The following is a 21,865-nucleotide window of genomic DNA, read 5'->3' as shown; positions in this document are numbered from 1 at the left end:
CGCGGCCCCTGGGTGGGGATCCGGGGGTCGCGCCCGCCCCGTTCTTTGCGTCGAGGAAACAGAAAAGTTCAATGGCCAATAATTCAATCGGCCGAAATTGAACAGGAACTCACATCTGATCGACGGCCAAGCAAAATGAGCGGCCTCGATCAGGGTGAAACGCGACGGGGCGGACACCTCCGCACAAAGGTGTCCGCCCCGTCTCTCTTTGGCGCCCGGGGCCGCCGCCCGTCGGTGAGGGTCGAAAGTGACCGACGGCGACCCCGGTGGTTCCGCGTTTCCGCTGCTGAACAGGGGTTCAGCAAGGATCGGCACGGCTGCTGAACCGGGGTTCAGCAAGGACCGGTACCGCTGCTGAACCGGCGTTCAGGAGGGCCCGACCGCCGCTCCTGAACACCGGTTCAGCAGGACTCAGCGGCTGTCGCTGCCCTTCGACTCGGCCGCCGCACGGCCGGCCTCCAGGCGCGCCACCGGGATCCGGAAGGGCGAGCAGGAGACGTAGTCGAGGCCGACCTCGTGGAAGAAGTGCACCGACTCCGGGTCGCCGCCGTGCTCGCCGCAGACGCCGAGCTTGATGTCGGGGCGGGTGGCGCGGCCGGCCTGGACGGCGCTGCGCACGAGCGCGCCGACGCCGTCCTTGTCGATGGTCTCGAAGGGGCTGACGCCGAAGATGCCCTTCTCCAGGTACGCGGTGAAGAACGAGGCCTCCACGTCGTCGCGGGAGAAGCCCCAGACCGTCTGCGTCAGGTCGTTCGTGCCGAAGGAGAAGAACTCCGCGGCCTCGGCGATCTGTCCGGCGGTCACGGCGGCGCGCGGCAGCTCGATCATGGTGCCGAGCGCGAGCTTCAGCTCGACGCCGGTCTGCGCCTGGACCTCGGCGATGACCTGCTCGGCCTCCTCGCGGACGATCTCCAGCTCCTGGACGGTGCCGACGAGCGGGATCATGATCTCGACGCGCGGGTCGCCCTTGGCGTCGACACGCTGGGCCGCGGCCTCGGCGATCGCCCGGACCTGCATGGTGAACAGGCCGGGGATGACCAGGCCGAGGCGGACGCCGCGCAGACCCAGCATCGGGTTCTGCTCGTGCAGCCGGTGCACGGCCTGGAGCAGGCGCAGGTCGTTCTCGTGCGGCTCCTTGCGGGACTCGGCGAGGGCGACGCGCACCGACAGCTCGGTGATGTCGGGCAGGAACTCGTGCAGCGGCGGGTCGAGCAGGCGGACCGTGACGGGCAGCCCGTCCATGGCCTCGAAGAGCTCGATGAAGTCCTGCTTCTGCAGCGGCAGGAGGGCCTTCAGCGACTCCTCGCGCTCGGCGTCCGTGTCGGCGAGGATGAGGCGCTCGACGTACTGGCGGCGCTCACCGAGGAACATGTGCTCGGTGCGGCACAGGCCGATGCCCTGGGCGCCGAAGCGGCGGGCGCGCAGCGCGTCCTCGGCGTTGTCGGCGTTGGCGCGGACGCGCAGCCGGCGGACGCGGTCCGCGTAGGCCATGACGCGGTGCACGGCGGCGACGAGCTCGTCGGCGTCGTCGGCGCCGGCGTGCATGCGGCCCTCGAAGTACTCGACGACCGGGGACGGCACGACGGGTACCTCACCGAGGTACACCTTGCCGGTGGAGCCGTCGATGGAGACGACGTCGCCCTCCTCGACGACCTGGCCGTCGGCCGTGGTCATCCGGCGGCGCTTGGTGTCGACCTCGAGCTCCTCGGCGCCGCAGACACAGGTCTTGCCCATGCCGCGGGCGACGACGGCGGCGTGCGAGGTCTTGCCGCCGCGCGAGGTGAGGATGCCCTCGGCGGCGATCATGCCGTCCAGGTCGTCCGGGTTGGTCTCGCGTCGGATCAGGATGACCTTCTCGCCGGAGCGGGACCACTTGACCGCGGTGTACGAGTCGAAGACGGCCTTGCCGACGGCGGCGCCCGGGGAGGCGGCGATGCCGCGCCCGATCTGCTCGACCTTCGCGTTCTCGTCGAACTTCGGGAACATGAGCTGCGCGAGCTGGGCGCCGGTGACGCGCTGGAGCGCCTCGGCCTCGTCGATCAGGCCCTGGTCCACGAGCTGCGTGGCGATGCGGAAGGCGGCACCGGCCGTGCGCTTGCCGACACGGGTCTGGAGCATCCAGAGCTGGCCGCGCTCGATGGTGAACTCGATGTCGCAGAGATCCTTGTAGTGGGTCTCCAGCGTCTCCATGATGTGCATGAGCTGGTCGTACGACTTCTTGTCGATCGACTCGAGGTCGGCCAGCGGCACGGTGTTGCGGATACCGGCGACGACGTCCTCGCCCTGCGCGTTCTGCAGGTAGTCGCCGTAGACGCCGGCGTGGCCCGAGGCGGGGTCGCGGGTGAAGGCGACGCCGGTGCCGGAGTCCGGGCCGAGGTTGCCGAAGACCATCGAGCAGACGTTGACGGCGGTGCCGAGGTCGCCCGGGATGCGCTCCTGGCGGCGGTAGAGCTTCGCGCGGTCGGTGTTCCAGGAGTTGAAGACGGCCTCGATGGCGAGGTCCATCTGCTCACGCGCGTCCTGGGGGAAGTCGCGGCCGGTCTGGGCCTTCACGATCTTCTTGAAGTGCTTGACGACCTTCTTGAGGTCGGCGGCGTCCAGGTCGGTGTCGCTGGCGACCTTCTTCGCGGCCTTGGCCTCGTCGAGGGCCTCCTCGAAGAGCTCGCCGTCGACGCCGAGGACGGTCTTGCCGAACATCTGGATGAGGCGGCGGTACGAGTCCCACGCGAAGCGCTCGTTGTCGGCCTGGCGGGCGAGGCCGGCCACGGACTCGTCGGAGAGGCCGATGTTGAGGACCGTGTCCATCATGCCCGGCATGGAGAACTTGGCTCCGGAGCGGACGGAGACGAGCAGCGGGTCGTCGGCCTGGCCGAGCTTCTTGCCCATCTGCTGCTCAAGGGCGTCGAGGTGGGCGCTGACCTCGTCGCGCAGTGCGACGGGCTCCGAGCCGCTCTCGAGGTAGACCTTGCACGCCTCGGTGGTGATCGTGAAGCCGGGGGGAACCGGCAGGCCGAGGTTGGTCATCTCGGCGAGGTTCGCGCCCTTGCCACCGAGCAGGTCCTTCAGGTCCCTGTTGCCCTCGGTGAAGTCGTAGACGAACTTCTGATCATTAATTTCCGACACGGGTCCCGACTCCTCGATGACTCGGTTGGCTGCCCTGACGGCGAGGAACATACCCAGATCGAAGGCGTCTGTGGAGGTACGCCTGCCGGTCACATGGTCTTAACCACCCGTCCGCCAGCACATCGAAAGTAACTGAGAGGTAGCTTCCGCTTTCAGGCCCCGAAGCTCAGATGACCCAAAATAGAGGCTTGCCGCTCAGGTGAGCATACATCCGAGCACTTGTGTTCACTTCTTGAACGCAAAAAGGGTGGCACCCAGTGCCACCCTTCAGGCTGTGCAGCCGACCGTTATCTGCTCATGTGAGCGCCACCCCCCTCAGGGGTGGCGAGGATCACTCCTCAGGAAAGGTCGTTTCCTGCACGGATCTCACCCGCCGGACGTGTCCAGCTCGGCGTCCTCACTCACGCCCGCGCAGTCGTACGGGTCCTTCAACCAGCCATCCGGCAGGACGACTCGGTTGTTTCCGGACGTACGGCCCCGCGGACCGTCCGCGCCCACCGGCCACGGCTGGTCCAGGTCGAGCTCGCTCAACTGAGCGCGCAGCTCGTCCAGGGAAGAGGTGATGGCGAGCTTCTTGCGCATCTCGGAGCCGACCGCGAAGCCCTTCAAGTACCAGGCGACATGCTTGCGGAAGTCGATGACACCGCGTGCCTCGTCGCCGAGCCACTCGCCGAGCAGCCGCGCGTGCCGCACCATCGCGTCCGCGACCACCCGCAGACCCGGCTGCGCGTACTCGCCGGTGCCCTCGAAGCCGGCCACGAGGTCGCCGAAGAGCCACGGCCGCCCCAGGCAGCCGCGCCCGACGACCACACCGTCGCAGCCCGTCTCCCGCATCATCCGCAGGGCGTCGTCGGCCGACCAGATGTCGCCGTTGCCGAGGACCGGGATCTCCGGGACGTGCTCCTTGAGGCGCGCGATCGCGTCCCAGTCCGCCGTACCGCCGTAGTGCTGGGCCGCCGTCCGCCCGTGCAGCGCGATCGCCGTGACACCCTCCTCGACCGCGATCCGGCCCGCGTCGAGATAGGTGATGTGGTCGTCGTCGATGCCCTTGCGCATCTTCATCGTGACCGGCAGGTCACCCGCGTTGCCCACGGCCTCGTTGAGGATCGCGCGCAGCAGCGGCCGCTTGTAGGGCAGGGCCGAGCCGCCGCCCTTCCGCGTCACCTTGGGGACCGGGCAGCCGAAGTTCAGGTCGATGTGGTCGGCGAGGTCCTCGTCGACGATCATCCGCACGGCCTTGCCGACCGTCACGGGGTCCACCCCGTACAGCTGGATCGAGCGCGGCTTCTCGGTCTCGTCGAACCGGATGAGCTGCATCGTCTTCTCGTTGCGCTCGACCAGAGCGCGCGTCGTGATCATCTCGCTCACGAACAGCCCCTTGCCGCCGCTGAACTCGCGGCAGAGGGTACGGAAGGGGGCGTTGGTGATGCCGGCCATCGGGGCGAGCACCACCGGCGGCTGCACGATGTGCGGCCCGATGGCGAGGGGGGAGAACGCGGTCATTGGGCCATTGTCGCGCACTGCGCCGGTCATTAGTTAGCCGTACTATCCGAACATGCCAGAGCTCACACGCTCGCAGCTCCCCCGGCGCCGGCAGCTCGTCGTCCTCGCGATCTGCTGCATGAGCCTGCTGATCGTCAGCCTGGACAACACCGCCCTCAACGTCGCCCTGCCCTCCCTGCGGCGCGACCTGGGCGCCTCCGTCTCCGGCCTGCAGTGGGTCATCGACGCCTACACGCTGGTCCTCGCCTCGCTGCTGATGCTCGCCGGCTCGACCGCCGACCGGATCGGCCGCCGCAAGGTCTTCGTCACGGGCCTGGTCGTCTTCGCCCTCGGCTCGCTGCTCTGCTCCCTCGCGCCCAGCCTGGAGGCCCTGATCGCCTTCCGGGCGGTGCAGGCCGTCGGCGGCTCGATGCTGAACCCGGTCGCCATGTCGATCATCACCAACACCTTCACCGAGCCCGCCGCACGCGCGCGTGCCATCGGCGCCTGGGGCGCGGTGGTCGGCATCTCCATGGCCGCGGGCCCGCTGGTGGGCGGTCTGCTCGTCGAGTCGGTCGGCTGGCGGGCGATCTTCTGGGTGAACCTGCCGGTCGCCCTCGTCGCCCTGCTCCTCACCCTGCGGTACGTCCCCGAGTCCCGCGCGCCCCGGCCCCGGCGCCCCGACCCCGTCGGACAGCTCCTCGTCGCGGCGCTCCTCGGCTCGCTCACGTACGCGATCATCGAGCGCGACCCCCTTTTCGCCGGGATCGCCGTCGCCGCCCTCGCCGGGGTGCTCGTCTACGAGCCGAGGCGCCGCGAGCCCCTGATCGACCTGCGGTTCTTCCGCAGCGCGCCCTTCAGCGGGGCCACGGTGATCGCGGTCTGCGCCTTCGCGGCGCTGGGCGGCTTCCTCTTCCTGAACACGCTGTACCTCCAGGACGTGCGAGGCCTCTCCCCCCTGGAGGCGGGGCTCTACATGCTGCCGCTGGCCGGCATGACCTTCGTCTTCGCACCGCTGTCGGGGCGGCTGACGGCAGCGCGCGGGCCGCGCCCCTCGCTGCTGCTCTCCGGCGCGACGATGGCGGCCGGGTCGCTGCTCTTCGCCGCCTTCGAGGCCGAGACGAGCGATCCGCTGCTCTTCACCGGGTACGTGCTCTTCGGCATCGGCTTCGGTCTGGCGAACGCGCCGATCACGAACACCGCGGTCTCCGGGATGCCCCGGGCGCAGGCGGGGGTGGCCGCCGCGGTGGCCTCGACGAGCCGCCAGGTCGGGCAGACCCTCGGGGTGGCGGTGGTCGGCGCGGTGCTGGCGGCGGGCGTGGGCGCGGGCACGGCCCCGGAGACGTTCGTCGCCCCGGCCCGCCCGGGCTACTGGATCGTGACGGCCTGCGGGGCCGCCGTCCTCCTGGTGGGTGCGCTGACGAGCGGGGCGTGGGCGCGGCACACGGCGGAGCGGACGGCCCGGTTCCTGGCGGCGGAGGAGGACGTTCACACGGCGGTGCGGGCGGGTCCGCCGCGGGGCTGACCGTCGGGTCCGCCGAGGAGCTGGCGGGCGGGACCGGCCGACGGGACCGCCCGTACTGACCCGAGGACCGACGGGACCGCCCGTACTGACCCGAGGACCGACGGGACCGCCCGTACTGACCCGCGGACCGACGGGACCGCCCGTACTGACCCGCGGACCGACGGGACCGCCCGTACTGACCGGCGGACCGACGGGACCGCCCCGGCCGGCCGACTGACCGACGGGCGCGGACGGCGACTCGCCCTACTCCCCCTCCCCCTCCCCCTCCCCCTCGACGACCAGCGCGAGGAGCCGCTCGACGCCCGCCCGGGTCGCCGCGTCCACCGGGACGTACGTCACGAGGCACGGCCCGGACGTCGGGCCCAGCCACAGGTTGGTGTGCTCGAAGCGCAGCACCCCGACCAGGGCGTTGTGGATGACCTTGGTGCGCCCGCCCGGGGCGACCACGTCGTGCCGGGCCCAGATCTCCCGGAATTCGGGCGAGGCCCGTTCGAGCCGCTGGACGAGCGCCTTCCAGGCGGGCTCCGCCAGGTGTTCGGCCATGGCGGCGCGGAGCTTCCCGGCGAGGATCGGGAGGAGGTCCGGCAGGTCGGTGGCGGCGGCCCGGAAGTCCGCGTCGGTGAAGGCCAGCCAGAGGGAGTTGCGGTCCTCGCGGGGCAGGGAGTCGAGGTCGCGGAAGAGCCGCCCGAAGGTGCGGTTGTAGGCGAGGAAGTCGAAGCGGCTGTTCTGGACGGCGGCGGGCAGGGGTTCCAGCTGGTCGAGCATCTGCCGCAGCGCGGGCGTGACGGCCGGGGAGCTCGTCCCGGGGTGCGGGTCGGCCTGCGCGGCGAGGGCGAAGAGGTGGGTCCGCTCGGTCGGGTCGAGGAGCAGCGCGTCGGCGAGGGCGTCGAGGACCTGCGGGGAGACCTGGATGTCGCGGGCCTGTTCGAGCCAGGTGTACCAGGTGACGCCGACGGCGGAGAGGTGCGCGACCTCCTCGCGGCGCAGGCCGGGGGTTCGCCGGCGGCGGCCACGCGGAAGGCCGACCTGTTCGGGGGTGATGCGCTCGCGGCGGCTGCGAAGGAAGGCGGCGAGTTCGTGCCGCCGGGCCCGGGGGGAGGCCGCGGTCACGGGCGAAGCCTCCGTCACGGGCGAAGCCTCCGTCACGGGCGAAGCCTCCGTCACGGGCGAAGCCTCCGTCACGGGCGAAGCCTCCGTCACGGGCGAAGCCTCCGTCACGGGCGAAGCCTCCGTCACGGGCGAAGCCGCAGCCCCCGGCGAAGCCTCTGTCACGGGCGTCGTCATGATCGTCACTCCTCCAGGGTGACGGACCGGCCGTCCGGTTGCCAGGTAGCGCCACTACCAGGATAAGAAGACTCTGGTACCAGGCTGAGGGTGAGCGGATCGTCGAAGGCGTGACTTCGACCTCCGCCTCCGCCTCCACCTCCACCCCCGCCCCCACCGGCGCACCGACCGCCGGTCCCGGCCCCGCGACGCTCGGCCCGCTGGGCCTGTTCACGGTCCTTCTCGGCGCCGCGCTGCCGCTGATCGACTTCTTCATCGTCAACGTCGCCCTGCCGTCCATCGGCCGGGACCTGGCGGCCGGTCCCTCGCTCCTCGAACTGATCGTGGCCGGATACGGCCTGTCGTACGCCGTCCTCCTCGTCCTCGGCGGACGTCTCGGCGACCTCTTCGGACGCCGCCGCCTCTTCCTCGCCGGCATGACCGCCTTCGGCCTGACCTCGCTGGCCTGCGGGCTCGCCCCGGACGCGTGGACCCTCGTCGCGGCCCGGGTGGCGCAGGGCGCGGCGGCGGCACTGATGCTGCCGCAGGTGCTCGCGACCATCCACGCCTCCACGACGGGACCGCGCCGCGCGAAGGCGCTGAGCCTGTACGGGGCGACCGCCGGCCTGTCGATGGTGGCCGGTCAGATCCTGGGCGGCGTCCTCGTCGCCGCCGACCTCGCGGGCACGGGCTGGCGGTCGGTCTTCCTGGTGAACGTGCCGGTGGCGGTCGCGGGCCTCCTGCTCGCCCTGCGGACCGTGCCGGAGACCCGCTCGGACCGGCCGGCCCCGGTCGACGTGCGGGGCACGCTGCTGCTCGCGGTCGCGCTGTTCACCCTGCTCGCCCCGCTGACGGAGGGCCGGACGGCAGGCTGGCCGCTGTGGACCTGGGTCTCGCTCGCCGTGTTCCCGTTCGCGGCGGCCGCCTTCTGGCGGGTGGAGCGGCGGGCGGAGGCCCGGGGCGACACCCCGCTGGTCCCGCCCAGCCTGCTCGGCCTGGTCCCGCTGCGGCGCGGATTGCTCCTGGTCCTGCCGCTGTCGGGGGGCTTCGGCGGCTTCATGTTCGTGATCGCGGTCGCGCTCCAGCAGGGCCTGGGCCTGGGGGCGGTGGCCTCGGGGCTCGCGCTCGTCCCGATGGCGGTGGCCTTCTTCGGGGCCTCACTGGCAGGCCCTCGGCTCGTACGGCGCTGGGGCACCCGGGTGGTTCCGGCGGGCGCCCTGCTCCAGGCCCTCGGCCTGGGACTGCTCGCCCTGACGGCCTGGCGCTCCTGGCCGGACCTGTCGGTGGGAAGCCTCGCTCCGGGCATGGCGCTCGCGGGGCTCGGGCAGGGCCTCCAGCTTCCGGTGCTCTTCCGGGTGGTGCTCTCGGAGGTGCCGGCGGAGCGGGCGGGTGTGGGCAGCGGGGTCCTGGTCACGACCCAGCAGGCGGCGCTGACCCTGGGCGTGGCCACCCTCGGCACGCTCTTCCTGAGCCTGTCCGCCGCCGACCCGGACTCGGGGACGGCCCTGACGGTGACCCTGCTGCTCCAGCTGGCGACGGCGCTCGTGACGGCGGTGGCGGCGCTGCGCCTGCCGAAGCACCTGAGGTGAGGAGCAAAAGGGCCCGGGATGCGAACACCCCGGGCCCCCACGTCACTCGATGACGACGGCTACTCCTGACCGCTCTCGGCGGCCCCGGCTCCCTGCGCGCGCTCGCGCATCTTCTTCAGGAGCTCCTGCTTCTGCTCGTCGGCCGTGCGGCGGACGGCGCCACGGCTCCGTCCGGTGCCGTGCTGGTCGGCGCGGGACAGCTTCTTCCGCTGTCCGCCGACGCCGAGGAGGTCGTTTCGGCTCTTACCCATGGGGTTCTCCCAATCAGTGAGGTGTGCGGTGGTCGGACGGCCTGTGCGGCGCGCTCACTCGTAGATCTGGAAGAACAGAGACATGCCGTCGACGCTACCCCGGCCCCTCGAAGGCGGCACCCGTTTTTCCCACCCTCGCCACCCCATCCCCCTCCACCCCATCCCCATCCCCCTCCCATCCCCCTCTCCCTCCACTCCATCCATCCCCCATCTCCCACCCCAGCGAATGACAAATATTGAAATCTGTCATCGGTCATGCCATGGTTGTTCCATGACCACGAACCAGAACGCCACCACCGTCCCCACCCGTCACCTCGGCGCCACCGGCCCCGCGGTCTCCGCCCTCGGTCTCGGCTGCATGGGCATGTCCGCGCTGTACGGGGAGAGCGACCGCGCCGAGTCGATCGCCACGATCCACGCCGCCCTGGACGCCGGGGTGACCCTGCTCGACACGGGCGACTTCTACGGGATGGGGCACAACGAACTCCTGATCGCCGAAGCCCTCCGCAGCGCCCCCGCCGCCGCCCGCGAGCAGGCGCTGACCAGTGTGAAGTTCGGCGCGCTGCGCACGGTCGAGGGCGGCTTCACCGGCTACGACGGCCGCCCGGCCGCGGTGAGGAACTTCGCGGCGTACTCGCTCCAGCGCCTCGGCACGGACCACATCGACATCTACCGGATCGCCCGCGTCGACCCCGACGTACCGATCGAGGAGACCGTCGGCGCCATCGCCGAGCTGGTCGAGGCGGGCCACGTCCGGCACATCGGCCTCTCCGAGGTCGGCGCGGACACCCTGCGCAGGGCGGCGGCCGTGGCCCCGATCGCGGACCTCCAGATCGAGTACTCGCTGATCTCCCGCTCCATCGAGGAGAAGATCCTGCCCACCGCGCGCGAGCTGGGCATCGGGATCACGGCGTACGGAGTGCTGTCGCGCGGCCTGATCAGCGGCCACTTCACCCGGGACCGCGAGCTGGCACCGGGCGACTTCCGGGGCATGAGCCCGCGCTTCCAGGGGGACAACCTCCACCGGAACCTCGACCTGGTGGACCGGCTGCGCGCCCTCGCCGAGGCGAAGGGCGTGACGGTCGCGCAGACCGCGATCGCCTGGGTCCTCGCGCAGGGCGAGCGGCAGGGCGCGGACATCGTCCCGCTGGTCGGAGCCCGGCGCCGGGACCGGCTCGTGGAGGCGCTCGGCGCCCTGGACGTCACGCTCGACGCCGCCGACCTCGCGGCGATCGAGGAGGCGGTACCGGCGGGCGCCGCGGCCGGCGAGCGCTACCCGGCGGCGCAGATGGCCCACCTGGACAGCGAGCACTGACAGGTACTGTCATTCCATGGCCGCCACCGAGACCCTGACCGCCGAGCGCATCCTCGAAGCCACCGAGGAGGTGCTCCGGCGCTACGGCCCCGCGAAGGCGACCGTCGTCGACGTGGCCCGGGTGCTCGGCGTCAGCCACGGCAGCGTCTACCGCCACTTCCGCACGAAGGCGGCCCTCCGCGAGGCGGTCACCGAGCGGTGGCTGGAGCGGACGATCGTCGCGCTGCGGCCGTACGTCGATGGCGGGCAGCCCGCGGACGAGCGGCTCACCGGCTGGCTCACGGCCCTCTTCACCCTGAAGCGCCGCAAGGCGGGCGGCGACCCGGAGCTGATGGCGACGTTCCAGGTACTGATCGGCGAGAACAGCGCGGTCGTCGACCGGCACGAGGACCACCTCGTCGAGCAGATCGCCGAGATCCTGGCGGCCGGCCGCACCGAGGGCCTGTTCGCCGCGCCGGAGCGGGACGCCAAGGCGACGGCCCGCGCGGTCTTCGACGCCACGGACCGATTCCACAACCCGGCCCACGCCGCCGACTGGTCGTCCCCGGCCGCCGAGGACGCCTTCACGGCGGTGGTCTCCCTGGTGCAGAGGGCGCTGCGCGCCTGAGCCCCGGCGCTCTTGAAGATCACTTGGCCTGGACTTTCCCCTTCCCTTCCCGGTGCCTCACCAGCGTTCTCCCGCACCGCGACCGTAGAAGCTCCCAGGGGGAGCCATGTCCACACCCGCCAAGCCGCCGGCCCGGTCGGGCGCCGCCTCCGCGATCGGTTGGGTCCTCACCATCGGCCTCAACGTGGTCGCGCCGATCCTCACGTACAACACCCTGACCGAGGGGAGTCCTCGGCGCCCTCGGCGCATGGACGGCCTGGTTCGGAAAGCGCAGGGCGGCCGAGGGGCCGGCGCCAGGCGGAGGCCGACGCACAGGCCGAGTCGGCCACCGCGTCGGCCTGACGGCACGGGAAAGCCCCCGGTTCCGACATCCGGAACCGGGGGCTTCGCCGTACGCGATCAGGGAGTTCAGCAGCCGAGCAGGCGGCTGCCCAGGTAGCCCTGGATCTGGTCGAGGGAGACGCGCTCCTGCTTCATGGTGTCGCGCTCGCGCACGGTCACCGCGTTGTCGTCGAGGGTGTCGAAGTCGACGGTCACGCAGAACGGGGTGCCGATCTCGTCCTGGCGGCGGTAGCGGCGGCCGATGGCGCCGGCGTCGTCGAACTCGATGTTCCAGTTCTGACGCAGGTCCGCCGCGAGGCCCTTGGCCTTCGGGGAGAGCTGCGGGTTGCGGGACAGCGGCAGGACGGCGACCTTGACCGGGGCCAGGCGCGGGTCGAGGCGCAGCACGGCGCGCTTCTCCATGACGCCCTTGGCGTTGGGGGCCTCGTCCTCGTTGTACGCGTCGAGGAGGAAGGCCAGCATCGCGCGGCCGACACCGGCGGCGGGCTCGATGACGTACGGCGTGTAGCGCTCGCCGGTCTCCTGGTCCAGGTAGGTGAGGTTGGCGCCGGAGGCCTTGGAGTGCGCGTTCAGGTCGTAGTCGGTGCGGTTGGCGACGCCCTCCAGCTCGCCCCACTCGTTGCCGCCGAACTGGAAGCGGTACTCGATGTCGGCGGTGCGCTTCGAGTAGTGGGAGAGCTTCTCCTTCGGGTGCTCGTACCAGCGCATGTTCTCCTCACGGAGACCCAGACCCGTGTACCAGTTCCAGCGCTGCTCCATCCAGTACTCCTGCCACTGCTCGTCCTCGCCCGGCTTGACGAAGAACTCCATCTCCATCTGCTCGAACTCGCGCGTGCGGAAGATGAAGTTGCCCGGAGTGATCTCGTTCCGGAAGGACTTGCCCATCTGGCCGATGCCGAACGGCGGCTTCTTGCGCGAGGTCTGCTGGACCTGGCCGAAGTTGGTGAAGATGCCCTGGGCGGTCTCGGGACGCAGGTAGGCGACGGAGCCGGTGTCCTGGGTCGGGCCGAGGTGCGTGGAGAGCAGGCCGGAGAACTGCTTGGGCTCGGTGAAGGTGCCCTTGTTGCCGCAGTTGGGGCAGTTGAGGTCGGCGAAGCCGTTCTCGGGGAGGCGGCCGTGCTTCGCCTCGTACGCCTCCTCCAGGTGGTCCGCGCGGAAGCGCTTGTGGCAGGAGGTGCACTCGGTCAGCGGGTCGGTGAAGGTGGCGACGTGACCGGACGCCTCCCACACCTCGGTGGCCAGGATCACCGACGAGTCGATGCCGACGACGTCCTCGCGCGCGGTGACCATGTAACGCCACCACTGGCGCTTGAGGTTCTCCTTGAGCTCGACACCCAGCGGTCCGTAGTCCCAGGCGGCACGCTGGCCGCCGTAGATCTCACTGCACGGGTAGACGAAGCCACGGCGCTTGCTCAGGCTGACGATGGTGTCGATCTTGTCGGCGGCCACGGTGCTCTCTTCATTACGACGACGAAGTGCGAATGCCACAGGTTACCGGCGCCCGTACCCCCCGCATCAAATCGGTCCGGCGTCAGGGGATCCCGAGGGCTCCCGAGGTCTCACGTGGGCCGGACCACACGTATGACAATTGACAATCGTTTCCAGTTTTGTTGAAAATGAGTGTCATGAACGTACGTCGACTGATACCCGCCACCGCCGTCACCGGAGCCGTCGCGCTCGGACTCGTCACCCTGTCCGCCTGCGCCGGAACCTCCGACGCCGCCGACAAGGGGAGCAGCGGCAAGCTGGACGTGGTCGCGTCGTTCTACCCCATGCAGTACCTGGCCGAGCAGATAGGCGGCGGCCACGTCTCCGTCGACACGCTCACCAAGCCCGGCGTCGAACCCCACGACCTGGAGCTCAAGCCGCGGCAGATCGGCGAGCTCGGCGAGGCCGACGTCATCCTCTACCTCAAGGGCATCCAGCCCGCCGTCGACGACGCCATCGCCCAGGCCGGCGTCAAGAACACCGTCGACGCCGCCACCCTCACGAAGCTCGAAGCGCACGGCACCGAGGTCGGCCACGAGCACGAGGGCGAGGAGCACGGCGCCGAGGAAGCGGGCCACGAGGCCCACGAAGGCCACGAAGGCCACGACCACGGCACCGAGGCCGGCACCGACCCGCACATCTGGCTCGACCCCGTGAAGTACGCCGAGGTCGCCAAGGGTGTCGGAGCCGCCCTGGAGAAGGCCGATCCGGCCCACGCCGCGGACTACAAGAAGAACACCGACGCCCTGGTGAAGAAGCTCGGCGACCTGAACACGCAGTTCGCGACGGGCCTGAAGAACACCACCACCAGGACCTTCATCACCACCCACTCCGCCTTCGGCTACCTCGCCGAGCGCTACGGACTGGAGCAGGAGGGCATCACCGGCATCGACCCCGAGTCCGAGCCGAGCCCCGCCCGCATCAAGGAACTCCAGGACATCGCGAAGAAGGACAAGGTCTCCACCGTCTTCTTCGAGACCCTCGCGAGCGACAAGACCGCGAAGACCCTCGCCGGCGACACCGGTCTCACGACCGACGTGCTCGACCCGCTGGAGGGAATCACGGACAAGTCCAAGGGCGATGACTACATCGAGGTCATGCAGTCCAACCTCGCCGCGCTGAAGAAGGCCCTCGGCGCGAAGTGACCACAGCAGCGCAGCAGGAGGCACGAGCCATGGCCCAGGAACTGGATCCGGAACCCGTCATCTCCGTCCGCGGAGCCACGGCGGCCCTCGGCGCCCGGCCCGTCCTCCGGGGCGTCGACCTCACCGTCCGCCGCGGTGAGGTCGTCGCCCTGCTCGGCGCCAACGGCTCCGGCAAGTCCACCGCCGTCCGCTCCGTCATAGGCCAGGTGCCGCTGACCGGCGGCCGGATCGAGCTGTTCGGCACGGAGCAGAAGCGCTTCCGCGACTGGTCCCGCGTCGGCTACGTGCCGCAGCGCACCACCGCGGCCAGCGGCGTCCCCGCCACCATCCGCGAGGTCGTCGCCTCCGGCCGGCTCTCCCGCCGCCGCTTCGGCTGGCTGACGAAGGACGACAAGGCCGCCGTCGCGCGGGCCATCGACCTCGTCGGTCTCACCGAGCGCGCCAAGGACTCCGTCTCCGCGCTCTCCGGCGGCCAGCACCAGCGCGTCCTGATCGCCCGTGCGCTCGCCTCCGAGCCCGAACTGCTGATCATGGACGAGCCGATGGCCGGCGTGGACCTCGCGAGCCAGGAGATCCTGGCCGCGACGCTGCGCGAGCAGGTCGCGGGCGGTACGTCCGTCCTCCTCGTCCTGCACGAGCTGGGCCCGCTGGAGCCGCTGATCGACCGGGCGGTCGTCCTGCGCGACGGCTGCGTCGTCCACGACGGCCCGCCGCCCGAGGCCGTCGGGCAGCACGCGCTGCCGGGCCACGACCACGTCCATCCGCACGCGGCCGGTGAGCCGCTCCGCACGGGTCTGCTGACCTGAGGAAGCCGACCTGATCATGGAAATGCTCGATCTCGCCTTCATGCAGCGCGCGCTCCTCGCGGCCGTGCTCGTCGGCATCACCGCGCCCGCCGTCGGCATCTACCTCGTCCAGCGCCGCCAGGCGCTGATGGGCGACGGCATCGGCCACGTCGCCATGACCGGCGTCGGCCTCGGCTTCCTGCTGAACTCCAGCCCGGTCTGGATGGCGACGATCGTCGCCATCGCCGGCTCGGTCGCCATGGAGCTGATCCGGGCGTACGGGAAGACCCGCGGCGACCTCGCGCTCGCGCTGCTCTTCTACGGCGGCATGGCCGGCGGCGTCCTGCTGATCAACCTCTCGCCGACCGGCTCGAACGCCAACCTCAGCTCGTACCTCTTCGGCTCGCTCTCGACGGTCTCCTCCGAGGACATCACCGCGATCGCGATCCTCGCGGCCTTCGTGGTCCTGGTCACGGTCGGCCTGCGCCGCCAGCTCTTCGCCGTCAGCCAGGACGAGGAGTTCGCCCGGGTCACCGGCCTTCCGGTGCGCGCCCTGAACCTGCTCGTCGCGGTCACGGCCGCGGTGACGGTCACGGTCGCGATGCGGGTCGTGGGCCTGCTCCTCGTCAGCGCGCTCATGGTGGTGCCGGTGGCGGCGGCCCAGCAGCTGTCGAAGTCGTTCCGCACGACCTTCGTCCTCGCCGTGGCGACCGGCATCACGGTCACCCTGGCGGGCACGGCCACCTCGTACTACCAGGACGTCCCGCCGGGCGCGACGATCGTCCTGTACGCGATCGGCGTCTTCGTCCTCCTGACGCTCCTGGCCACCCCGCTCGCCAAGCGGCGGGCCCGGGCCGCCGAGGCGGACGCGGAGGGCTGTGACGCCCCGCAGCCGCCGCGTCCGCGGCCGAGCGACGACGTGAAGGTCTGACCCGCAGTACGCGGTCTGACCGCGGGCACACGGGGGGCTGGCAGAATGGCGGGGGCAGACAAGCATTCAAGGAGGCCCGCGTGGTGACGGCAGGACCCCCCGTACGAGGCCGCTCGACCAAGCAGCGGGCCGCCGTGTCGGCGGCGCTGAACGAGGTGGACGAGTTCCGCAGCGCCCAGGAGCTGCACGACATGCTCAAGCACCGCGGCGACTCGGTCGGCCTCACCACCGTCTACCGGACGCTCCAGTCCCTCGCGGAGGCCGGCGAGGTCGACGCGCTGCGCACGAGCGACGGCGAGACGGTCTACCGCCGCTGCTCGACCGGCGACCACCACCACCATCTGGTCTGCCGCGTCTGCGGCAAGGCCGTGGAGGTGGAGGGCCCGATGGTGGAGCAGTGGGCCGAGACGATCGCCTCGGAGCACGGCTTCGTGAACGTGGCGCACACGGTCGAGATCTTCGGCACGTGCGCGGAGTGCGCGCAGAAGTAGCGCCTGTACGCAGCGGAGCACGCGGAGTCGACGCCCGCACGCGGACGAGAGCGGGCCCGTACCGAATCCCTTCGGTACGGGCCCGCTCGTCGTGTCAGATCCTGCTGCTGCACCGGTCGAGGACCGCCCGCAGCCGGTCCGCGTCGGCGGGGTCCGCGAGCCCGCGCTTGGGCAGGTAGGCGAAGCCGGTGCCGGACTGCTTGGCGGTGAGCAGGACGAAGAGCCGTGGCGTCTCCACGTACCGGGGCAGCATGGCCCAGCGGATCGTCGTCTCGGTGTCCCTGGAGGTCCACCGCCCCCCGCCGTCGTCGACGACGGCCGTCGCGTCCCCCTGTGCCCTGATCAGCCGGAAGATGCTCTGGGCCGTCAGCCAGGGCAGCGACTCCGCGCAGCCCACGGCCACCACGCAGAGCGCCACCAGCGGGACGCTCTCCCCCGGTTCGGGCGAGGGCGGCAGCAGGCTCAGGATCGTGACCAGCAGGGCGAGGAGGCTCGCGCCCCACGCCGCCCACCGCAGCAGCTTCCACCACCAGGTGGCCCGCAGGCGGACCCGTACCGCTTCGTGCACGTCCTGGAACTCGGCCGGATAGGCCAGCTCGACCCGCTCGTTCGCTTCCACGGAACGTCCCCCCGGAGAGTGATCAGGCCTTGTCGAGGACGGCAAGGTCGGCCGGGTCGACGCCGCCGAAGCGGCGGTCGCGGGACGCGAACTCGACGCAGGCGCGCCACAGGTCGCGGCGGTCGAAGTCCGGCCACAGCACGTCCTGAAAGACCATCTCGGCGTACGCGCTCTGCCAGATCAGGTAGTTGGAGGTGCGCTGCTCGCCGCTGGGCCGCAGGAAGAGGTCCACGTCCGGCATGTCCGGGTAGTACAGGTACTTCTGGATGGTCTTCTCGGTGATCTTCGCCGGGTCGAGCCGGCCCGCCTTCACGTCCTCCGCCAGCGCCTGCGCCGCGTCCGTGAGCTCCGCGCGGCCGCCGTAGTTCATGCAGAAGTAGAGCGTGAGCTTGGTGTTGTCCTTGGTCTGCTCCTGCGCGACCTGGAGCTCCTTGGCCACCGACTTCCACAGCTTGGGCATGCGGCCCACCCAGCGCACCCGGATGCCGAGCTCGTCGAGCTGGTCGCGGGTCTTGCGGATGAAGTCGCGGTTGAAGTTCATGAGGAAGCGCACCTCCTCGGGCGAGCGCTTCCAGTTCTCGGTGGAGAAGGCGTAGAGCGAGATCGCCCCGACGCCCATCTCGATCGCGCCCTGGAGCACGTCGAGCACCTGCTCGGCGCCGACCTTGTGCCCCTCGGTGCGCGGCAGGCCGCGCTCCTTGGCCCAGCGGCCGTTGCCGTCCATGACGATCGCCACGTGCTCCGGGACGAGCTCGCTCGGGAGCTTCGGCGGGCGGGCACCGGAGGGGTGCGGCTCGGGGATGCTGTACTCCCGACGCTGCCGCCCGAGAAGTCGTCCGATGGCCATGGGTGGTCTCTCCTAGTTCTTCTCTACGTACCGCAGGGAGCGCAGGCCGCGCTCCAGGTGCCAGTGCAGGTAGGCGGACACGAGTCCGCTGCCCTCCCTGACGTGACGCGGCTCGCACGCGTCCGCCGTCGCCCAGTCGCCGGTGAGCAGCGCGCTGAGCAGGCCGATGGCCTCCGCAGAGGGTACGACGCTTCCGGGCACCCGGCAGTCGCCGCATATGACCCCGCCCGCCCCGACCGAAAAGAACCGGTTCGGCCCGTGAAGTCCGCATTTCGCGCAGTCGTCGAAGCTGGGCGCGTAGCCGTTCACGGCGAGCGAGCGGAGCAGGAAGGCGTCGAGGATGAGGTGCGGCGCGTGCTCGCCCCTGGCGAGCGTCCGCAGGCCTCCGACCAGCAGCAGGTACTGCTGGACGGCGGGTTCGCCCTCGTGGTCGGTGAACCGTTCCGCCGTCTCCAGCATGGCCGTGCCGGCGGTGTACCGGGCGTAGTCGGTGACGATCCCGCCGCCGTACGCGGCGATCGTCTCGCTCTGCGTGCAGAGCGGCAGCCCGCGTCCGACCAGCTCACTCCCCCGGGCGAAGAACTGCACGTCCACGTGCGAGAACGGTTCGAGCCGCGCCCCGAACTTGGACTTCGTCCGCCGCACCCCGCGTGCGACAGCGCGTACGCGCCCGTGACCGCGCGTGAGGATCGTGATGATGCGGTCCGCTTCACCCAGCTTCTGGGTGCGCAGCACGATGCCGTCGTCGCGGAACAGACTCATGGAGCCATTCTCCCGTACGGCGAGGGCACTCCGACCGCGGGGAACGCTTTCCGCATACGGGCGAGAAGGGCCTCGGCCGCCGGGGCCGCGGGTCCGTCCGCCGGCCAGGCCAGGGCGACCCGGCCGCGGAGGTCGGGTTCGGCGAGGGGGAGGGTCCGGAGCCCCAGCTCGGCCACCGCGCCGGGCGGGAGCTCCGGGAGGACGGCGATCCCGAGGCCCCGGGCGGCGAGCCGCGCGAGGAGCAGCGGCGCGGCGGCCTCGAAGGCGACGTGCGGCCGGAAGCCCGCCCGGGCGCAGGCGCGCTCCAGCACCCCGCGCAGGCCGGTGCCGCGCGGCAGGCTGATCAGGGGACGGCCTTCGAGCGCGGCCAGCGGGAGCGCCGTGCGGCCGCCCTCGGCGGTGGCGAGCAGCGGGTCGTCCGGGGCCGCGGCGACGACCAGGGGTACGTCGACGAAGACCTGGAGGTCGACGCCCTGCGGGGGCTCCTCGTCGGCGAGGCCGATCACGGCGAGGTCGAGCTCGCCCCGGCGCAGGGCGGCCAGCATCCGCTCCGAGGTGTCCTCGGTGAGGGAGATCTCGACCTGCGGGTGGTCGTCGTGGAAGTCGGCCAGGACGGCGGCCACGTCGAACTCCTCGGCGGCGGCGCCGGACACGAGCCCGATCGTGACCTGCCCCCGGACGAGCCCGGTGTACTCGTCCACGGTCCGCCGCAGCCCCTCGACGGCCGCGAGCGCCGCCCGCGCGAAGGGGACGACCGCCTCGCCGACGGCGGTCGCGGTCACGGTCCGGCCGGAGCGGTCGAGCAGCGGCTGCCCGAGCTCCCGTTCGAGCTGCCGGATCTGCGCGCTCACGCCCGGCTGCGCGAGATGGAGGCGGGCGGCGGCACGGGTGAAGTTGGCCTCCTCGACGACGGCGAGGAAGTACTGCAGCTGGCGAAGCTCCATAACCAGTGATTCTAGTCGGGAGAAGAACTCACTCTTGGACTTATGGCAAGCCGTTCACCACGCTGGTGACCATGGACACCACGACGGCGGGGACGCGGGCAGACGCACGGGCACGGATACGAGCACGGATACGGGCGGAGATCGCGGCCGAGCGGCGCGAACTCGCGGACGTCCTGGACGGACTGACCGACGAACAGTGGGACGCACCGACGCTGTGTGACGGCTGGCGCGTACGGGAGGTCGCCGGCCACATGAGCATGGGGTTCCGGTACTCCCTCGGCAGGACGGCGCTGGAGCTCGCCCGCGCCCGCGGCAACCTGCACCGGATGACCGACCGCCTCGCACGCCGAGACTCCGCCGCCCTCACCCCGCGCGAACTCGCGGCGGCCCTGCGGGACAACGCCCACCATCCCTGGAAGCCGCCGGGCGGCCTGACGGCGGCCCTCGGCCACGACGTGGTCCACGGCCTGGACATCACCGTCCCGCTCGGCCTCGGGCGCCGCGTCCCCGAGGAGCGCCTGCGGATCCTGCTGGGGACGGTCACCCCTCGGTCGCTGCGCTTCTTCGGGGCGGACCTCGACGGCACCGTCCTGCGGGCCACCGACCTGGACTGGTCGTACGGGACCGGCTCCCGGGTGGTGAGCCGCCCCGCCCGGGAACTCCTCCTGCTCGCGTTCGGCCGCACGCTCCACCGGCCGGAGTGACGCGCACCGCGCGGCCGGGGGCGCGGGACCTTCAGGGCACCTCGCCCCGGCTCCGGGCGTTGACGTGGGCCGTGGCGGCGCTCAGCCGCTCGGACGAGGTCGCCTCGCGCACACCCTCGGGCTCCACGTCCCACTCCCGCCCGCCACCGAGCGGGCGGATCTGGACGTAGGGCCCCTCGTGCCCCATGACTCTCCCGACCCGTCCGGTGCGGATCTCCACGACGTACGACCCGATGGGCAGTGTCATGGCCTGTCCTCCTCCCCCGGCAGCAGGGCCGCGGCGATGAGCCGCGCCGTTTCCGCCGTGCAGCATCCCAATTCGACGAGCGGCCTCGGGGGGTCGGCGGCGAGGGTGACGACGTCGAGCCCGAGCGAGGGGAGGGTGATTCCCGCCCTCGCGAGCGCCTCGCGCAATTCCGTCACTGCCTCTTGCGTGGCTTCGAGTGCCCCCGTGGTCGTCTTCATGATGTCTTCCTTCACCAACGTATGCCTTTCTGAATCCATTTCCCGCTTCGCCTCTCCAGGGTGGGTCGGGATCCGTAGAATCGGCAGATGCGCAGGTCGTACAACTGCGGCGTAGGGTTGGAGAGTTAATCCATGGCCAAGGGCAAGCAGGACGAGGCGTGGGAGTTCTTCGGGGAGCTCCTCAAGGACCGCCGGGAGACGGCGGGGTTCTCCCAGGGCGATCTGGGCGCACGGGTGTTCGTGTCCGGTGGGTACATCGGACTTTTCGAGCAGGGAATTCGAAGGCCGCAGCTTGATGTGGCACAGAGGCTCGACGAGGTCCTACAAACCGGCGGTATTTTCGAACGGACGGTGCGCAAACTCATCAACAAGTCGCCGTACGCCTCCTATTTCCACGAGGTGGCGGAGCTTGAGGCGGTGGCGACGAGAATCTGCGAGTTCGCGCCGGTGGTCGTACCCGGGCTGATGCAGACCCCCGAGTACGCAAGGGCGGTGACGGTGGCGACGCACGCGTTCGCCACGGAGGAGTTCATCGAGGAGAAGGTCACCGCACGGATCGACAGGGCAGCGATCCTCCGAAGCACTACAAGGCCCGAGTATTGGGTAGTTCTGCACGAGAACACGCTGCTCACGCCTGTGGGAGGTCCGTCGGTAATGGCGGCGACGCTGGGCCACATCGCAACGCTGGCGCGGGAACGACGGGCACTGGTGGCGGTCCTGCCTCGCTCAGTCGGCGCACACGCGCACATGACCGGCACACTCAAGCTCATGGAGTTCGAGGACCAGCCGCCAACGGCCTATACGGAGACGGCCTTTTCGGGGACGCTGCTCGACGATCCGGCGGTGGTGAAGCAAGCACAGCGCACCTACGATCTGCTCAGGGTCGCAACCTTGTCGCCGGAGGCGTCCCTGACCCTGATCGAGTCGGCGGCGGAGGACTACAGACGATGCGCCAGTACGACCTGAGCAACGCCAACTGGTTCAAGAGCTCCTACAGCAACGGTGACGGCGGCGACTGCGTCGAGGTCTCGCACGACGTCCCCGGCGTCGTCCCCGTCCGGGACAGCAAGGCCACCGACGGCCCCGCCCTCGTCATCCCCGTCGCCGCCTGGTCCGCGTTCATCGCCGGCGTCGTCGCCGGATGACGGCCGTGGCGTCCACTCGCTGACAACGGCGGGCTCCCGCCC

General features: G+C 70.9%; 22 protein-coding genes. 11 read left to right on the top strand and 11 right to left on the bottom strand.

Annotated elements, in window-relative coordinates; genetic code table 11:
* Window positions 1–411 precede the first annotated feature (411 nt).
* Together ppdK and dusB are read right to left on the bottom strand one after the other, a co-directional pair.
* Window positions 412–3,123 (bottom strand): pyruvate, phosphate dikinase, encoded by a 2,712-nt coding sequence (ppdK, locus tag IE124_RS02410; protein WP_189504741.1) that lies wholly within the window; start codon window positions 3,121–3,123, stop codon window positions 412–414.
* Window positions 3,124–3,489: 366 nt separating this feature from the next.
* Entirely contained in the window at window positions 3,490–4,626 is a 1,137-nt protein-coding gene (gene dusB, locus IE124_RS02405) for a tRNA dihydrouridine synthase DusB (RefSeq protein WP_189504255.1), read from the bottom strand.
* A gap of 52 nt (window positions 4,627–4,678) precedes the next feature.
* On the opposite strand from dusB, the gene IE124_RS02400 reads away from it, so the two are divergent.
* Window positions 4,679–6,130: an MFS transporter gene (locus IE124_RS02400; RefSeq protein WP_189504253.1), complete on the top strand. Its 1,452-nt coding sequence runs from the start codon at window positions 4,679–4,681 to the stop codon at window positions 6,128–6,130.
* Window positions 6,131–6,373: 243 nt separating this feature from the next.
* Here IE124_RS02400 and IE124_RS02395 read toward each other — a convergent pair whose 3' ends face one another.
* Window positions 6,374–7,240: an MmyB family transcriptional regulator gene (locus IE124_RS02395; protein WP_189504251.1), complete on the bottom strand. Its 867-nt coding sequence runs from the start codon at window positions 7,238–7,240 to the stop codon at window positions 6,374–6,376.
* Window positions 7,241–7,524: 284 nt separating this feature from the next.
* Here IE124_RS02395 and IE124_RS02390 point away from each other — a divergent pair, with 284 nt between their 5' ends.
* Window positions 7,525–8,982, top strand: coding sequence for an MFS transporter (locus tag IE124_RS02390; RefSeq protein WP_189504249.1), 1,458 nt, complete (start codon window positions 7,525–7,527; stop codon window positions 8,980–8,982).
* 59 nt (window positions 8,983–9,041) lie between these two features.
* On the opposite strand, the gene IE124_RS02385 is transcribed toward IE124_RS02390, so the two are convergent.
* Window positions 9,042–9,233, bottom strand: coding sequence for a DUF6243 family protein (locus tag IE124_RS02385; protein WP_189504247.1), 192 nt, complete (start codon window positions 9,231–9,233; stop codon window positions 9,042–9,044).
* A gap of 271 nt (window positions 9,234–9,504) precedes the next feature.
* On the opposite strand from IE124_RS02385, the gene IE124_RS02380 reads away from it, so the two are divergent.
* Both IE124_RS02380 and IE124_RS02375 read left to right on the top strand, forming a co-directional pair.
* Window positions 9,505–10,548 carry an aldo/keto reductase gene (locus IE124_RS02380; protein ID WP_189504245.1) on the top strand — a complete coding sequence of 348 codons (1,044 nt, stop codon included), beginning with the start codon at window positions 9,505–9,507 and terminating at the stop codon, window positions 10,546–10,548.
* A gap of 16 nt (window positions 10,549–10,564) precedes the next feature.
* Window positions 10,565–11,155 carry a TetR/AcrR family transcriptional regulator gene (locus tag IE124_RS02375; protein ID WP_189504243.1) on the top strand — a complete coding sequence of 197 codons (591 nt, stop codon included), beginning with the start codon at window positions 10,565–10,567 and terminating at the stop codon, window positions 11,153–11,155.
* Between the two features lie 408 nt (window positions 11,156–11,563).
* Here the strand turns inward: IE124_RS02375 and IE124_RS02370 are convergent, their stop codons facing one another.
* Window positions 11,564–12,946, bottom strand: a complete 1,383-nt coding sequence (locus IE124_RS02370; protein ID WP_189504241.1) for a glycine--tRNA ligase — start codon at window positions 12,944–12,946, stop codon at window positions 11,564–11,566.
* Between the two features lie 176 nt (window positions 12,947–13,122).
* Here IE124_RS02370 and IE124_RS02365 point away from each other — a divergent pair, with 176 nt between their 5' ends.
* The 4 genes from IE124_RS02365 (at window position 13,123) to IE124_RS02350 (ending at window position 16,337) form a co-directional block, all read left to right on the top strand.
* Complete coding sequence (locus IE124_RS02365) at window positions 13,123–14,130, top strand: metal ABC transporter substrate-binding protein (protein WP_189504239.1); 1,008 nt, start codon at window positions 13,123–13,125, stop codon at window positions 14,128–14,130.
* 29 nt (window positions 14,131–14,159) lie between these two features.
* Window positions 14,160–14,936 carry a metal ABC transporter ATP-binding protein gene (locus tag IE124_RS02360; RefSeq protein ID WP_189504237.1) on the top strand — a complete coding sequence of 259 codons (777 nt, stop codon included), beginning with the start codon at window positions 14,160–14,162 and terminating at the stop codon, window positions 14,934–14,936.
* Window positions 14,937–14,952: 16 nt separating this feature from the next.
* Window positions 14,953–15,846 (top strand): metal ABC transporter permease, encoded by an 894-nt coding sequence (locus IE124_RS02355; protein ID WP_189504235.1) that lies wholly within the window; start codon window positions 14,953–14,955, stop codon window positions 15,844–15,846.
* A gap of 80 nt (window positions 15,847–15,926) precedes the next feature.
* Entirely contained in the window at window positions 15,927–16,337 is a 411-nt protein-coding gene (locus IE124_RS02350) for a Fur family transcriptional regulator (protein WP_189504233.1), read from the top strand.
* A gap of 94 nt (window positions 16,338–16,431) precedes the next feature.
* Here IE124_RS02350 and IE124_RS02345 read toward each other — a convergent pair whose 3' ends face one another.
* From IE124_RS02345 to IE124_RS02330, 4 genes are read right to left on the bottom strand one after another with little or no spacing between them, the layout of a single operon-like run.
* A complete protein-coding gene (locus IE124_RS02345; protein WP_189504230.1) occupies window positions 16,432–16,956 on the bottom strand; it encodes a YcxB family protein in 525 nt (174 codons plus the stop codon).
* A gap of 22 nt (window positions 16,957–16,978) precedes the next feature.
* Window positions 16,979–17,803: an isoprenyl transferase gene (locus IE124_RS02340; RefSeq protein ID WP_189504228.1), complete on the bottom strand. Its 825-nt coding sequence runs from the start codon at window positions 17,801–17,803 to the stop codon at window positions 16,979–16,981.
* 12 nt (window positions 17,804–17,815) lie between these two features.
* Window positions 17,816–18,565 carry a DNA repair protein RecO gene (gene recO, locus IE124_RS02335; protein ID WP_189504226.1) on the bottom strand — a complete coding sequence of 250 codons (750 nt, stop codon included), beginning with the start codon at window positions 18,563–18,565 and terminating at the stop codon, window positions 17,816–17,818.
* A complete protein-coding gene (locus IE124_RS02330; RefSeq protein WP_189504224.1) occupies window positions 18,562–19,509 on the bottom strand; it encodes a LysR substrate-binding domain-containing protein in 948 nt (315 codons plus the stop codon). The genes recO and IE124_RS02330 overlap by 4 nt, the downstream gene beginning before the upstream one ends.
* A 71-nt stretch (window positions 19,510–19,580) precedes the next feature.
* Between IE124_RS02330 and IE124_RS02325 the strand changes: the two genes are divergently transcribed.
* Window positions 19,581–20,213 (top strand): maleylpyruvate isomerase family mycothiol-dependent enzyme, encoded by a 633-nt coding sequence (locus IE124_RS02325; RefSeq protein WP_189504223.1) that lies wholly within the window; start codon window positions 19,581–19,583, stop codon window positions 20,211–20,213.
* A 31-nt stretch (window positions 20,214–20,244) separates the two neighbouring features.
* Here the strand turns inward: IE124_RS02325 and IE124_RS02320 are convergent, their stop codons facing one another.
* Complete coding sequence (locus IE124_RS02320; RefSeq protein ID WP_055643552.1) at window positions 20,245–20,460, bottom strand: hypothetical protein; 216 nt, start codon at window positions 20,458–20,460, stop codon at window positions 20,245–20,247.
* Window positions 20,457–20,678: a hypothetical protein gene (locus tag IE124_RS02315; protein ID WP_189504221.1), complete on the bottom strand. Its 222-nt coding sequence runs from the start codon at window positions 20,676–20,678 to the stop codon at window positions 20,457–20,459. Before IE124_RS02315 ends, IE124_RS02320 begins: the two co-directional genes overlap by 4 nt.
* Window positions 20,679–20,810: 132 nt before the next feature.
* Between IE124_RS02315 and IE124_RS02310 the strand changes: the two genes are divergently transcribed.
* Both IE124_RS02310 and IE124_RS02305 read left to right on the top strand, forming a co-directional pair.
* Window positions 20,811–21,644 (top strand): helix-turn-helix domain-containing protein, encoded by an 834-nt coding sequence (locus IE124_RS02310; RefSeq protein WP_189504219.1) that lies wholly within the window; start codon window positions 20,811–20,813, stop codon window positions 21,642–21,644.
* Window positions 21,626–21,823: a DUF397 domain-containing protein gene (locus tag IE124_RS02305; protein WP_189504217.1), complete on the top strand. Its 198-nt coding sequence runs from the start codon at window positions 21,626–21,628 to the stop codon at window positions 21,821–21,823. The genes IE124_RS02310 and IE124_RS02305 overlap by 19 nt, the downstream gene beginning before the upstream one ends.
* The last annotated feature ends 42 nt before the right edge of the window (window positions 21,824–21,865 follow it).

It is taken from the genome of Streptomyces narbonensis (assembly GCF_014649015.1).
GTDB classification, from domain to species: Bacteria; Actinomycetota; Actinomycetes; order Streptomycetales; family Streptomycetaceae; genus Streptomyces; species Streptomyces narbonensis.
The sequence above is the reverse complement of the archived record's forward strand: the minus strand, read 5'-3'. Positions and strand labels throughout refer to the sequence as shown.